Here is an 11,474-nt window from a genome sequence, read left to right on the forward strand (position 1 = left end):
GAACCCCACCCATGCAAAAAAAACAGGCCGGCAAAAGCCGGCCTGTCGATGCTGCATCGTAACGAGGGATTACTGGCGGTTGGCCGTCGAGTCAGCGGCGGCGGCGGTCTGGGTGACCAGCTGCCCATCCACCACCGGCAGGCGATCGCTGGCCGGCTTGTTGTCCAGACGCACGGTCTTCTCTGCACCGTCGTAGCGGTAGGTCACGTTGTAGCCCTTGACCACATCGCTGGTGCCCATGGCAATGCGGTTGCCCGGCTTGCTGCCCATGCGCATGGTGCCGGTGGTGCCGTCTTCATTGCGGTAGGTCACGTTGTAGCCGGTGACACGGCTCGACTCGGAGGTCGCCGTTTCGGTGTGGCACTGGCGCTCGGTGCGGTTGACCACGCGGCCGCCCACATGGCGCTTGTCGACCTGGTTGCCGATCAAGCCACCGGCCACGGCACCGGCGGCCGTCGCAGCCTTCTTGCCATTGCCGCCGCCCACCTGGTTGCCCAGCAAGCCGCCGACCACGGCACCAACCACGGTGCCACCGACGTTGCCGTCACGCTCGGGCAGGCGCTCCTGCACCACCACGTCCTGGCAGACTTCATGCGGGGTCTGGGTGGTGGACGTTTCGCGTACGGGATCGGTGCCGATCACGGTGGCATAGGCCTTCTGCTTCTCGGTGATCGGATCGACCTTCAGCACATCGGCGTATTCCAGGCCACGCGGCGCACTGGCCTCCACCGCGTCGCCACGCGCGCCATCGTCGGTGGCGTTGCCATCGACCAAACGCGATTCACTCGGGTTTCCGGCGCTCAGCTCCGGCGACTTGTCGCCACTCTTCATGAAGGCGGCGGTTGCGATACCACCGACCAGCAGCGCGCCCGCTGCGACCAGGACAGTTGTAGTTGTGCTTTTCATGACCTGCTCCTTGCGGACCGTCCGCAACGTTCTCAGGCCAGATTGCAGCATGCGGTGCCTGAACGGAATCTCCACATTTCCTGCTCGCGGCCGTAACCCATTCAGCATCGGGAAATACTGGGCCCGTGGTAGCGTTTGCACATTCCCCAGGAGGACCCCCGTGATGGCCAACCCGATGCTGCTGCCGGTACTGCAATGGGCGCGCCGGCTGCGCTACCCCACCCTGTTCAAGCTGACCGCCGGCCTGTTCGCGCTGACCCTGTTCATCCCCGACCCGATTCCGTTCGTTGACGAACTGATGCTGGGCCTGGGCACCCTGCTGCTGGCCAACTGGAAGAGCCGCAGCGCGACCACGCCACCGCCTCTGGAGCAGCGTTGAACCTGCTGGTCGACAGCCACTGCCATCTGGATGCCAGCGAGTTCGATGGTGACCGCGAAGCGGTCGTCGACCGCGCACGCGCTGCCGGCGTGCAGATGCAGGTGGTTCCGGCCGTCACTGCGGCCAGCTGGCCAAAGCTGCGCGAGGTCTGCCAGCAGGCGAAAGGTCTGTACCCCGCCTATGGCCTGCACCCGATGTTCCTGGACCAGCACCGGCCCGAACACCTGCCACAGCTGCGTGAATGGATCAAACAGGAGCGGCCCTGCGCGATCGGCGAATGCGGGCTGGATTTCTTCGTCGAGGGCCTGGATGCCGAGGCCCAGCATGAGTATTTCCTCGGCCAGCTGAAGCTGGCGCGCGAGTTTGACCTGCCGGTGATCGTGCATGCCCGCCGTGCGGTGGATGCGGTGATCACCGCGATCCGCCGCATCGGTGGCCTGCGCGGGGTGGTGCACAGTTTTTCCGGCAGCCCGGAACAGGCCGCGCAGCTGCGCAAGCTGGGATTCCTGCTCGGCCTGGGCGGACCACTGACCTACGAGCGAGCGCAGCGCCTGCAGCGGCTGGTCCGCACGATGCCACTGGAGCAGTTGCTGCTGGAGACCGATGCGCCGGACCAGCCCGACGCGGGTATCCGTGGCCAGCGCAACGAGCCGGCGCGGCTGGCGGTCATCGCCCGCCACATCGCCGCGCTGCGCGGAATGGACATTGAAGACGTGGCGCGGGCCACCACGGACAACGCGCGGCGGCTGTTCAGCCTGCCCGCACCGTAACGGTAGTGCCGGCCGCTGGCCGGCAACCCCGGAACGTTTGAATCAGCGCAGATGCCGGCCAGCGGCACTACCCGATCACACCCCGGCCTCTGCCTCAACCACTTCGGCCTTCACCTTCTTCGGCTCCAGCAGCATCTCCAGCGCCTTGCCCACCGCCGCGAACGCGAACGCGCCGGTGATGTGGGTGGCCGCACCCAGACCAGCGCCGCAGTCCAGCTTCAGGGCGGCATCCGCGCCCAGGTTCGGCCGCAGGCCACAGACGCTGCCATCGGCCTGCGGATACTTCACGTTCTCCAGCGAATACACCGCCGGCACGCCGAAATAGCGCTTGGCATTCTTCGGGAAGTTGAATTCGCTGCGCAGCTTCTTGCGGATCAGCGCCAGCATCGCGTCATGCTCGGTGCGCGAGACATCGCGGATGCGCACCAGGGTGGGATCGGTGCGGCCGCCGGCCGCGCCGACGGTCAGCAACGGCAGCTTGCGGCGGCGGCACCAGGCGATGGTTTCCACCTTCACCCGGAAGCTGTCACAGGCGTCGATCACCAGGTCGAAACCGCGGTCCAGCAGTTCGGCCATGTTGGCCGGGGTCAGGAACGCCTGCACGGCGTCGACCTCGATCTGCGGATTGATTGCCCGGCAGCGCTCGGCCATGGCCTCGGCCTTGTTGCGCCCGTAGTTGCCCTCCAGCGCCGGCAGTTGGCGGTTGGTATTGGATACGCAGATGTCATCGGCATCGATCAGGGCCAGATGGCCGACCGCCGAGCGCGCCAGCGCCTCCACCACCCACGAGCCCACGCCGCCCATGCCGACCACGGCGACACGGCTGCCCTGCAGGCGCTCGAGCGCGCCGACGCCATACAGCCGTTCGATGCCGGCGAAGCGTTGTTTGACCTGTTCGTTCATCGGGCTATTTTAGCGTGCAGGTCCCCTGACTACAGCACGCCGACACCGAACCCACCGTTGCACGTCCGGAGCGCCCGCCATGAGTGCCAGCCCACCCCGCCGCCCGTCCACCGCCTACCGCTATCTGTTCGTACTCGGGCTGGGCCTGCTGATCGGCCTGATTGCCACGGTGATGGTCGGCCGTGCCCTGCAGGCGCGCCGCGATCCGTTCCCGGACAGCCTGATGCAGGTGATGCAGCGGCAGGCCGATCTGCTGCTGCAGGCGCAGCAGCAGAACCGCTGCAGCCTGGCCGACAGCGTCCCGCGCCTGCAGGTGCTGCGACTGCTGTCCAACGACCTGGACCTGGCCTTCCCGGGATTGAAGGACAGCAGGCAGTTCCAACAGCACGCCAGCCAGTACCGGGCCGACCTCAATGCGGCCTTGGCCAGCCCTCCCTCCGACTGCACCGCGTTGGCGCAGCAGGTGCAGGCACTGCAGGACGATTGCCGGGCCTGTCATCAGGACTTCCGTTGATTCATCTTCGAGTGGGCGAAGGCCGAGGCGGTTGGCGCCTTGTTCACGTTGAAAAGAGGAGGATTCGCTCACCTTGCTGCATGACGCAGTATCACCCAACGCACCCGCCTTCACGGCCAGGAGACGCCCCATGAAGATCCAGCTCATCGCCGCCAGTGTCATCGCAACCGTCGGCCTGGCCGGCTGTGCCACCTCGCCGGGCTATGGCGGTGGTGGCTACAACAACAACGGCTACAACAACGGCGGCTACGGCAACAATTCCGGTTACAACCAGGGCCGTTGCGCCGACTGCGGCATCGTCACCCGCATCAATGCCGTGCAGTCGGGCCGTACCGCGCCTTCCGCCACGGGCGCGATCCTCGGCGGCATCGTCGGCGCGGTTGCCGGCCATGAAATCTCCGACCACACCGGCGGCAGCCGCGGCAACAAGAACATTGCCGCCGCAGCCGGCGCCGTCGGTGGCGCACTGGCGGGCAACCAGATCCAGAAGAACGTCACCAGCGATACCTACGACATCAGTGTGCGCATGGATGACGGCCGCACCATCGTGGTCAACCAGCGCGACCTCGGCGGCATCCGCGAAAACACCTACGTCCGCGTGGTCAACGGCAAGGTCATCCTGCGCTGAACCGCAGCGGGCCCCAGCCGATCAGAACCGGAGCAACAAAAAAAGGCCCGCTTGCGCGGGCCTTTTTCATGCCGGCGAGCGGCAGGTATTACGCCGGCTGGACCTTGTCGGCCTGCAGGCCCTTCTGGCCCTGCACGACTTCAAAGCTCACAGCCTGGCCTTCCTTGAGGCTCTTGAAGCCCTGGGTCTCAATGGCACGGAAGTGCACGAACACGTCCTCGCCATTCTGCCGGCTGATGAAGCCGAAGCCCTTGGCATCATTGAACCACTTCACGGTACCGTTCTCGCGATCAGCCATCTCACTAACTCCCTTTGACTCTCTCTTGTGTTGGATACGCCTTTTGGGCGGCTGACAAGCAAGGGGGAAGCGAGGTGCATCGATGCAGCGGATCGGAACGATCTTGCTTCATCAGGCCACGATCCACGGTGACCTTGCCAAGCTCAGCGACTGCAACTTAACCCGACCAAAACGAAAAAGCAACTGGCAAAAACCTTCACTGTCAACCCCAAAAAGACAACCATACTGGACAGCATGGACCTCTCATTCATCTTGTATCTGCTAGCGGTCATTTTTGTCCTGATCGGCATCGCAGGCATCGTCCTGCCGGCCCTGCCAGGCATCCCGCTGGTCTTCATCGGGCTGGTACTGGCTGCCTGGGCAGACGGCTTCGTCCATGTCGGCTGGCCGACCCTGCTGATCCTCGGCCTGCTTACCGCGCTGTCGCTGCTGGTCGACGTGCTGGCGACCGTGGTCGGCGCCAAGCGCGTGGGCGCTAGCCGCAAGGCGCTCTGGGGTACCTTCATCGGCAGCATCGTCGGCCTGTTCTTCATGCCGATCGGCTTGTTCGCCGGGCCTTTGCTCGGCGCGCTGTTGGGCGAGTACTGGCATACCCGCGAGCTCGGCCGCTCGACCAAGGTCGGGCTGGCCACGTGGCTTGGCATCCTGCTTGGCCTGGCATTGAAGCTGGCGCTGGTGATCGCGATGCTGGGTCTGTTCGCCTTCGCCTGGTTCCTGTGAGGCAGACGGCCTTCACGCAGCGCGCACGCATACGCCGGGCATAAACCCATGGGGCTGGCCGTTACCGGATGCAGCCGCCACACTGTCCCTCTTTCCGCATTCATTCCGAAGGGCCTGCTGCAATGACCCTCTCTCCGTTGTTCCCCCGCCTTGCACCGCTGGCGCTGGCCCTGGCCAGTGCGCCGCTGGCAGCGCAGGAATTCGCGCCCAGCGCCGAGGCATCGCCGGCCGCCTGCGCAGCCATCACGACCGATGCTGCACGCTTGGCCTGCTACGACCGCCAGTTCGGACGCACGCCGCAGACTACCGCCGAAGCCGATGCGGCCGCCGAAGCCGCCGCCCAGGCGCGCCGCACGCAGCGCGACAGCACGCGAGTAAGCCAAGGCGAGGAAAAACTGCGCGAACGTGTCAGCGATCTGTTCCGTTCCGAAGCGCCGGACAGTGCACTTGCCAACGCCGGCCGGGGTTCGCTGCTGGACAGCCGCTGGGAACTGGCCGAGGACTCCAAGCTGGGCCCGTTCCAGCTGCGTGCGTACAAGCCCGTGTACCTGCTGCCGGCCTTCTGGACCAGCGACCGCAACACCATGCCGCACTCGCCGAACCCGGCCAACAGCGTGACCACCCCGCAGGTGCTGGACAGTGCCGAGCTGAAATTCCAGATCAGCTTCAAGACCAAGATCGCCGAGAACCTGTTCGGCGACAACGGCGACATCTGGGCCGGCTACACCCAGAGTTCGCGCTGGCAGGCCTACAACGGCGAGGACTCGCGCCCGTTCCGCGAGACCAACTACGAGCCGGAAGTGATGATGGTGTTCCGCAACGGCTACTCGATCGGTGGCTGGCGTGGGCGGATGACCGGCATCAGCCTCAACCACCAGTCCAACGGCCGTGCCGATCCGCTGTCGCGCAGCTGGAACCGGGTGATACTCAATGTCGGCCTGGACCGCGAGAACTGGGCACTGGTGCTGCGTCCCTGGTACCGCATTCCCGAGACCCGCAGCGACGACAACAACCCGGACATCGAGGATTACATGGGCCGCGGCGACGCGACCCTGACCTGGAACCGCAAGGGCCACGAGGTCTCGTTGATGGCGCGCCACTCGTTGCGCACCGGTGACCGCTCGCACGGCGCCCTGCAGCTGGACTACGGCTTCCCGATCAGCAACCTGCTGCGCGGCCATGTGCAGATCTTCGACGGCTATGGCGAAAGCCTGATCGACTACAACCACAAGGCAACCTATGTCGGCGTGGGCGTGTCCCTGCTGGAATGGTTCTGATGGAGGTGACCATCTGGCACAACCCCGCGTGCAGCAACTCGCGCGGGGCGCTCAAGCTGATCCGCGACGCGGGTGTCGAACCGGTGGTGATCGAGTATCTGGGCAGCCCGCCCGACGTGGCCACGCTGCGCCAGGTGCTGGCGGAATCCGGCCTGGCAGCGTCCGAACTGGTGCGCAGCAAGGAACCCGAGTTTGCCGCACTGGGCCTGCACGGAACCGACGACGACGCCCTGCTGGCCGCCATGGCCACCCACCCACGGCTGATCAACCGCCCGGTGGTACGCACCGCAAAGGGCACCCGCCTGTGCCGGCCGCCGGAAACAGTGCTGGAGATCCTGTAACCCGCCCCGCGTTGGTAGAGCCGAGCCATGCTCGGCTGCGATCCGCGTGCTAAATGCAGTCGAGCATGGCTCGGCTCTACAGAACGAGTTACCGCCAGTCGGTGATGCCTTCGCGGCGATAGACCTCGGCGAACGCCGGGCGCGCCTTCAGGCGGTCCGCATACGCCTTCAACACCGGCCAGTGGTCGCTGGGCGTGGGCATGTTGCGTGACCAGCGCATCAACATCACCAGCATGAAATCGACCACGCTCGGCGCATCGCCGAGCAGGTAGGGGCCGCCGTCCTGCAGGTGCGTGGCAACGTGCTGCCACGCCGCTTCCAGTTGCTGCCGCGCCATCGCACGCACGGCCTCCATGCACTCGCCACCCGCCGCTTCGTGCGCGTAGAACCAGGCGCGGTACGCCGGCTGCACGGTGTTGGCGCACCAGAACATCCAGCGATAGGCATTGCCGCGCGCGGGTGTGCCGACGGCAGGCAACAACCCCGCCTGCGGATGACGGTCTGCCAGATACAGCGCGATCGCGGCCGCCTCGGTCAGCACCTGGCCGTCGATCAGCAGGGTCGGCACCTTGCCGGCCGGATTCAGGGCCAGGTAGTCGGCCGACTTGTGCTCGTGCGTGTCGAAATCGAGCGGCACCAGTTCGTGCTCGATACCCAGCTCGATCAGCAGCCAGTGCACCACCAGCGAGGCGGTGCTGGTGGAACCATACAAGGTGGTGCGCATATGACCGGTCCTGTGCGGGGAACGGCTGATTATGCGCGCTGTCGCCGGCTCGGTCAGCCGCAGCTGCTCATGCAGGTATAACGACGCTCGCCGCAGCCCATCATCGGTGCCCGCAGCGTGCAGTCGTGCGCTTTCAATTCGCAGGAACGGCGTAGTTCCGGATGCTCGATGTCCTTGCAGCGCTTGTCCGGCGTCGGTGCCACCTGCTGCTCGCAACTGGACTGGCGGCTGCCGATCCCCTGGTCCTCGGCCATGCAGCTGCGGTAGCTGGCCTGGCACTGCATCTGGCACTGGGCACCGGCGCTGAAGCCGCCCCCACCACCATACGAAGAAGACGAAGTACTGCATCCAGCAAGCACCAGCAGGCCGACAAAGCAAAGGCTGCGCAACAGGTTCACAGGACACTCCTTGTTCAATAGACCGGAAGACTGCCGGAAGAACGGATTTCGCTCACTGATCCGCCGCAATCGAGCACACACTGGGCCCGGGTCGCATCACAGGCGCGCGTATCGGCTGCAACGGCGCAGTATGCGCCGGCGCCACGTGCGCCCTCGCAACGATGCCGCATCTTTTCGTCAGCGATATCGCTGCACTTGTCGATGACACGTGCTTTGTCCGCCTGACAGCTCTGCTGCGCCGTTTCGGCCATAGAGCGCGCCTGACCCGCACATTGCAGATGCCGCTGTGCGCACCCTGCCGCACACACGCGGCCGGCCTCGCTGGTGGGTTGCTCCACGTAGTACTGCGGCGCGCAGCCCGCCAGCAACAGGGTGGCAACTACAACAAGAACTGCACTTGTTCCTTGACGCACAAGCAGCTTCCCTTCCATGGCAACGCGCACACCCTAGCAAAGCAGCGCGTGCGCATGCGTTAAACGAAAAACGGCGCCACCAGGGCGCCGTTCTGCAATCGGACAGGCGTGGACGACGCCGCGCCGATCACTCCACCACGACAGGAATCTTGCCGATGCGGGCCTGCCATTCGCGCGGGCCGGTCTTGTGCACCGACTCGCCGGTGGAATCGACGGCCACGGTCACCGGCATGTCTTCCACGGTGAACTCGTAGATCGCTTCCATGCCCAGGTCGGCGAAGCCGACGACCTTGGCCGCCTTGATCGCCTTGGACACGAGGTAGGCCGAACCACCGACGGCCATCAGGTAGGCCGACTTGTGCTTCTTGATCGCTTCGATCGCGGCCGGGCCGCGCTCGGCCTTGCCGACCATGCCCAGCAGGCCGGTTTCGCTCAGCACCTGTTCGGTGAACTTGTCCATGCGGGTGGCGGTGGTCGGACCGGCCGGGCCCACTACTTCGTCGCGCACCGGATCGACCGGACCGACGTAGTAGATGAAGCGCCCCTTGAGATCGACCGGCAGCTGCTCGCCCTTGTTGAGCATGTCGACCATGCGCTTGTGCGCAGCGTCGCGGCCGGTCAGCAGCTTGCCGTTGAGCAGCAGAGTCTGGCCCGGCTTCCAGTTGGCCACGTCTTCCGGAGTGATCGTGTCCAGGTCCACGCGGGTGCCCTTGGACGCGTCGTAGGTCAGCTTCGGCCAGTCTTCCAGCGACGGCGGGTCCAGCATCACCGGGCCGCTGCCATCCAGGGTGAAGTGCGCATGGCGGGTGGCGGCGCAGTTCGGGATCATCGCCACCGGCAGGTTGGCCGCGTGGGTCGGGTAGTCGTTGATCTTGATGTCGAGCACCGTGGTCAGGCCACCCAGGCCCTGCGCGCCGATGCCCAGCGCGTTGACTTTCTCGTACAGCTCCAGGCGCAGCTCTTCGATGCGGTTGGACGCACCGCGGGCCTGCAGCTCGGTGATGTCGATCGGCTCCATCAGCGCTTCCTTGGCCAGCAGCATCGCCTTTTCGGCGGTGCCACCGATGCCGATGCCGAGCATGCCCGGCGGGCACCAGCCGGCGCCCATGGTCGGCACGGTCTTCAGCACCCAGTCGACGATCGAATCGGACGGGTTGAGCATCGCGAATTTGGTCTTGGCTTCCGAACCACCGCCCTTGGCAGCGACGATCACTTCCACGGTGTTGCCCGGCACCACCTTGACGTTGACCACGCCCGGCGTGTTGTCCCTGGTGTTGATGCGCTTGCCGGCCGGATCGGCCAGCACCGAAGCACGCAGCTTGTTGTCCGGGTACAGATAGGCGCGACGGATGCCCTCGTTGGCCATGTCTTCCACACCCATGGTGGCGTCATCCCAGCGCACGTCCATGCCGATTTCCAGGAACACGGTGACGATGCCGGTGTCCTGGCAGATCGGCCGGTGGCCCTCGGCGCACATCCGCGAGTTGATCAGGATCTGCGCGATCGCCTCCTTCGCTGCCGGCGACTCCTCGCGCTCGTAGGCGGCGGCAAGGTTCTTGATGTAGTCGACCGGGTGGTAGTACGAGATGTACTGCAGCGCGTCGGCGACGGACTGGATGAGGTCTTCCTGCTTGATCGATGTCACGGATTGCTCGCTTGCTGAAGGCTGGCGGGGGTAATCCGCCCATTTTACCCCCTCCCTCGACCACGGGGTGGCAGTGCCGGCCGCTGGCCGGCAAGATCCGAGCCCTGCCCTCTGTCACGCCCACGCCCGCTGCGGCGTCCTTGCCCACATGAACGCCGAAACCGCCTTCCATACCCACCGCCCGCGCCTGATGGCACTGGCTTACCGCCTGCTGGGCAGCCGCAGCGACGCCGAAGACGTGGTGCAGGACGCCTGGCTGCGCTGGTCAGGTACCGATACCGCGGCCATCGCCGACCCGGAGGCCTGGCTGGTGACCACCACCACCCGTCTGGGCCTGGACCGGCTGCGCGCGGCCAAGCGCGAACGCGCCCATTATGTCGGCCCGTGGCTGGCTGAACCGCTGGCGATCACCCTCGAACCTGATCCGGCGCCCGGCCCGGCGCAGCTGCACGCGCTGGCCGACGACGTATCGGTCGCCTTCCTGACCCTGCTCGAACAGCTGGGCCCGGAGGAGCGCGCCGCCTTCCTGCTGAAGGAAGCCTTCGACCACGACTACCGCGATATTGCCGAGCTGATCGGCCACAGCGAGGCCAACTGCCGGCAGCTGGTGCATCGCGCCCGACAACGCCTGCAGGCAGGGCGGCCGCGATTCAACGCCGACGCCAGCCAGCACCGGCAACTGCTGGCACGCTTCATGGACGCCTCCCAGCGGGGTGACAGCGAGGCCATCCAGGCGCTGCTGCATGCCAACGCGCTGCTGGTCTCCGACGGCGGTGGCGTGGTTACTGCGGCGGTGCGTCCGCTGCTGGGCGCCGAGCGCATCGGCCGCCTGTACTGGGCGATCGCCCGCCGCGGCGCAGCGCATCCGGCGCAGTTGGGCTACGTCAACGGCGAGCCGGCGATACTGCGCTTCGAAGGCGGCCGCCTGCACTCGATCACCACCATCGAGGTGGTCGATGGCCGCATCGCCAATCTCTACAGCGTGCTGAATCCAGAAAAATTGCCTGCGGTTGTCACGCGCGCCGACACTCCGGCGTCCTTGTAACGAAAGGCGGCCATCGTGGCCGCCGTGGAGCTGAAGATGTCCAACCACGCCTCTCCCCGCGTTCCTTACGCCCGCCTGGCCGCTGATGCCTTCAAGGGCCTGCTGGCCACCAGCAAGGCGGTGCATGACAGTTCGATCGATCCGACCCTGATGGAACTGGTGTTCCTGCGCGTCTCGCAGCTCAACGGCTGCGGCTACTGCATGGACATGCATGCCACCACGCTGCGCAAGGGCGGCATCGAGCCGCGCAAGCTGGATACGTTGCCGGCCTGGCACGAAAGCCGTTTCTTCGACGAACGCGAACGCGCGGCGCTGGGCTGGGCCGAGGCGCTGACCCGGTTGACCGACGGTGCGCCGTCGCAGGCGGCGTTCGATGCGTTGGCGCCGCACTTCGATGAGAAGGGCATCAGTGACCTGAGCATGGGTATCGCCGTGATCAATGCCTGGAACCGGCTGGGCGCGGGACTGCTGCCGCCGCTGCCGTAAAAGGGAGCCAGCCGGGTGGCTCAGGTT

The 11,474-nt window shown here is 65.9% G+C and carries 16 protein-coding genes; 9 read left to right on the forward strand and 7 right to left on the reverse strand.

Annotated features, from left to right (window positions below):
* Window positions 1–69: 69 nt before the first annotated feature.
* On the reverse strand, window positions 70–906 hold the full coding sequence (locus tag ACEF39_RS13690) for a glycine zipper 2TM domain-containing protein (RefSeq protein WP_500285444.1): 837 nt from the start codon (window positions 904–906) through the stop codon (window positions 70–72).
* A 163-nt stretch (window positions 907–1,069) separates the two neighbouring features.
* Between ACEF39_RS13690 and ACEF39_RS13695 the strand changes: the two genes are divergently transcribed.
* Both ACEF39_RS13695 and ACEF39_RS13700 read left to right on the forward strand, forming a co-directional pair.
* Window positions 1,070–1,285 carry a DUF6116 family protein gene (locus ACEF39_RS13695; protein WP_100460497.1) on the forward strand — a complete coding sequence of 72 codons (216 nt, stop codon included), beginning with the start codon at window positions 1,070–1,072 and terminating at the stop codon, window positions 1,283–1,285.
* Window positions 1,282–2,055 carry a TatD family hydrolase gene (locus ACEF39_RS13700; RefSeq protein ID WP_500285445.1) on the forward strand — a complete coding sequence of 258 codons (774 nt, stop codon included), beginning with the start codon at window positions 1,282–1,284 and terminating at the stop codon, window positions 2,053–2,055. Before ACEF39_RS13695 ends, ACEF39_RS13700 begins: the two co-directional genes overlap by 4 nt.
* A 75-nt stretch (window positions 2,056–2,130) precedes the next feature.
* Here ACEF39_RS13700 and ACEF39_RS13705 read toward each other — a convergent pair whose 3' ends face one another.
* Window positions 2,131–2,958 (reverse strand): tRNA threonylcarbamoyladenosine dehydratase, encoded by an 828-nt coding sequence (locus tag ACEF39_RS13705; RefSeq protein WP_500285446.1) that lies wholly within the window; start codon window positions 2,956–2,958, stop codon window positions 2,131–2,133.
* A gap of 79 nt (window positions 2,959–3,037) precedes the next feature.
* On the opposite strand from ACEF39_RS13705, the gene ACEF39_RS13710 reads away from it, so the two are divergent.
* Together ACEF39_RS13710 and ACEF39_RS13715 are read left to right on the forward strand one after the other, a co-directional pair.
* Window positions 3,038–3,472, forward strand: coding sequence for a hypothetical protein (locus ACEF39_RS13710; protein ID WP_500285447.1), 435 nt, complete (start codon window positions 3,038–3,040; stop codon window positions 3,470–3,472).
* Window positions 3,473–3,602: 130 nt separating this feature from the next.
* Window positions 3,603–4,100 (forward strand): glycine zipper 2TM domain-containing protein, encoded by a 498-nt coding sequence (locus ACEF39_RS13715; protein ID WP_100552990.1) that lies wholly within the window; start codon window positions 3,603–3,605, stop codon window positions 4,098–4,100.
* 88 nt (window positions 4,101–4,188) lie between these two features.
* Here ACEF39_RS13715 and ACEF39_RS13720 read toward each other — a convergent pair whose 3' ends face one another.
* Window positions 4,189–4,398, reverse strand: coding sequence for a cold-shock protein (locus ACEF39_RS13720; protein ID WP_025876765.1), 210 nt, complete (start codon window positions 4,396–4,398; stop codon window positions 4,189–4,191).
* 234 nt (window positions 4,399–4,632) lie between these two features.
* Between ACEF39_RS13720 and ACEF39_RS13725 the strand changes: the two genes are divergently transcribed.
* The 3 genes from ACEF39_RS13725 (at window position 4,633) to arsC (ending at window position 6,736) form a co-directional block, all read left to right on the forward strand.
* The gene (locus ACEF39_RS13725) at window positions 4,633–5,118 is read left to right on the forward strand and encodes a DUF456 domain-containing protein (protein WP_481437844.1); all 486 of its coding nucleotides are present in this window, start codon (window positions 4,633–4,635) and stop codon (window positions 5,116–5,118) included.
* Between the two features lie 122 nt (window positions 5,119–5,240).
* Window positions 5,241–6,395: a phospholipase A gene (locus tag ACEF39_RS13730; protein ID WP_500285448.1), complete on the forward strand. Its 1,155-nt coding sequence runs from the start codon at window positions 5,241–5,243 to the stop codon at window positions 6,393–6,395.
* Complete coding sequence (gene arsC / locus ACEF39_RS13735; RefSeq protein ID WP_500285449.1) at window positions 6,395–6,736, forward strand: arsenate reductase (glutaredoxin); 342 nt, start codon at window positions 6,395–6,397, stop codon at window positions 6,734–6,736. Before ACEF39_RS13730 ends, arsC begins: the two co-directional genes overlap by 1 nt.
* Before the next feature lie 88 nt (window positions 6,737–6,824).
* Here arsC and ACEF39_RS13740 read toward each other — a convergent pair whose 3' ends face one another.
* The 4 genes from ACEF39_RS13740 to ACEF39_RS13755 form a co-directional block, all read right to left on the reverse strand.
* Window positions 6,825–7,460, reverse strand: coding sequence for a glutathione S-transferase family protein (locus ACEF39_RS13740; protein ID WP_500285450.1), 636 nt, complete (start codon window positions 7,458–7,460; stop codon window positions 6,825–6,827).
* Between the two features lie 53 nt (window positions 7,461–7,513).
* Window positions 7,514–7,858 carry a hypothetical protein gene (locus ACEF39_RS13745; RefSeq protein ID WP_500285451.1) on the reverse strand — a complete coding sequence of 115 codons (345 nt, stop codon included), beginning with the start codon at window positions 7,856–7,858 and terminating at the stop codon, window positions 7,514–7,516.
* Between the two features lie 14 nt (window positions 7,859–7,872).
* Window positions 7,873–8,289 carry a hypothetical protein gene (locus tag ACEF39_RS13750; RefSeq protein WP_500285452.1) on the reverse strand — a complete coding sequence of 139 codons (417 nt, stop codon included), beginning with the start codon at window positions 8,287–8,289 and terminating at the stop codon, window positions 7,873–7,875.
* 109 nt (window positions 8,290–8,398) lie between these two features.
* On the reverse strand, window positions 8,399–9,916 hold the full coding sequence (locus tag ACEF39_RS13755) for a fumarate hydratase (protein WP_500285453.1): 1,518 nt from the start codon (window positions 9,914–9,916) through the stop codon (window positions 8,399–8,401).
* Window positions 9,917–10,064: 148 nt separating this feature from the next.
* Here ACEF39_RS13755 and ACEF39_RS13760 point away from each other — a divergent pair, with 148 nt between their 5' ends.
* Together ACEF39_RS13760 and ACEF39_RS13765 are read left to right on the forward strand one after the other, a co-directional pair.
* Window positions 10,065–10,961 (forward strand): RNA polymerase sigma-70 factor, encoded by an 897-nt coding sequence (locus tag ACEF39_RS13760; protein WP_500285454.1) that lies wholly within the window; start codon window positions 10,065–10,067, stop codon window positions 10,959–10,961.
* Window positions 10,962–10,997: 36 nt separating this feature from the next.
* Entirely contained in the window at window positions 10,998–11,447 is a 450-nt protein-coding gene (locus tag ACEF39_RS13765; RefSeq protein WP_229979593.1) for a carboxymuconolactone decarboxylase family protein, read from the forward strand.
* The last annotated feature ends 27 nt before the right edge of the window (window positions 11,448–11,474 follow it).

This window comes from Stenotrophomonas indicatrix, from assembly GCA_041545745.1.
Taxonomy (GTDB): Bacteria; Pseudomonadota; Gammaproteobacteria; order Xanthomonadales; family Xanthomonadaceae; genus Stenotrophomonas; species Stenotrophomonas indicatrix_A.

Excerpts from the sequence above, each read along its gene's own strand:
- ACEF39_RS13705 (WP_500285446.1), bottom strand. The coding sequence starts at position 2,958 with ATGAACGAACAGGTCAAACAACGCTTCGCCGGCATCGAACGGCTGTAT.
- ACEF39_RS13765 (WP_229979593.1), top strand. The coding sequence starts at position 10,998 with ATGTCCAACCACGCCTCTCCCCGCGTTCCTTACGCCCGCCTGGCCGCT.
- ACEF39_RS13760 (WP_500285454.1), top strand. The coding sequence starts at position 10,065 with ATGAACGCCGAAACCGCCTTCCATACCCACCGCCCGCGCCTGATGGCA.
- ACEF39_RS13740 (WP_500285450.1), bottom strand. The coding sequence starts at position 7,460 with ATGCGCACCACCTTGTATGGTTCCACCAGCACCGCCTCGCTGGTGGTG.
- ACEF39_RS13720 (WP_025876765.1), bottom strand. The coding sequence starts at position 4,398 with ATGGCTGATCGCGAGAACGGTACCGTGAAGTGGTTCAATGATGCCAAG.
- ACEF39_RS13690 (WP_500285444.1), bottom strand. The coding sequence starts at position 906 with ATGAAAAGCACAACTACAACTGTCCTGGTCGCAGCGGGCGCGCTGCTG.
- arsC (WP_500285449.1), top strand. The coding sequence starts at position 6,395 with ATGGAGGTGACCATCTGGCACAACCCCGCGTGCAGCAACTCGCGCGGG.
- ACEF39_RS13715 (WP_100552990.1), top strand. The coding sequence starts at position 3,603 with ATGAAGATCCAGCTCATCGCCGCCAGTGTCATCGCAACCGTCGGCCTG.
- ACEF39_RS13710 (WP_500285447.1), top strand. The coding sequence starts at position 3,038 with ATGAGTGCCAGCCCACCCCGCCGCCCGTCCACCGCCTACCGCTATCTG.
- ACEF39_RS13750 (WP_500285452.1), bottom strand. The coding sequence starts at position 8,289 with ATGGAAGGGAAGCTGCTTGTGCGTCAAGGAACAAGTGCAGTTCTTGTT.
- ACEF39_RS13730 (WP_500285448.1), top strand. The coding sequence starts at position 5,241 with ATGACCCTCTCTCCGTTGTTCCCCCGCCTTGCACCGCTGGCGCTGGCC.
- ACEF39_RS13725 (WP_481437844.1), top strand. The coding sequence starts at position 4,633 with ATGGACCTCTCATTCATCTTGTATCTGCTAGCGGTCATTTTTGTCCTG.
- ACEF39_RS13695 (WP_100460497.1), top strand. The coding sequence starts at position 1,070 with ATGGCCAACCCGATGCTGCTGCCGGTACTGCAATGGGCGCGCCGGCTG.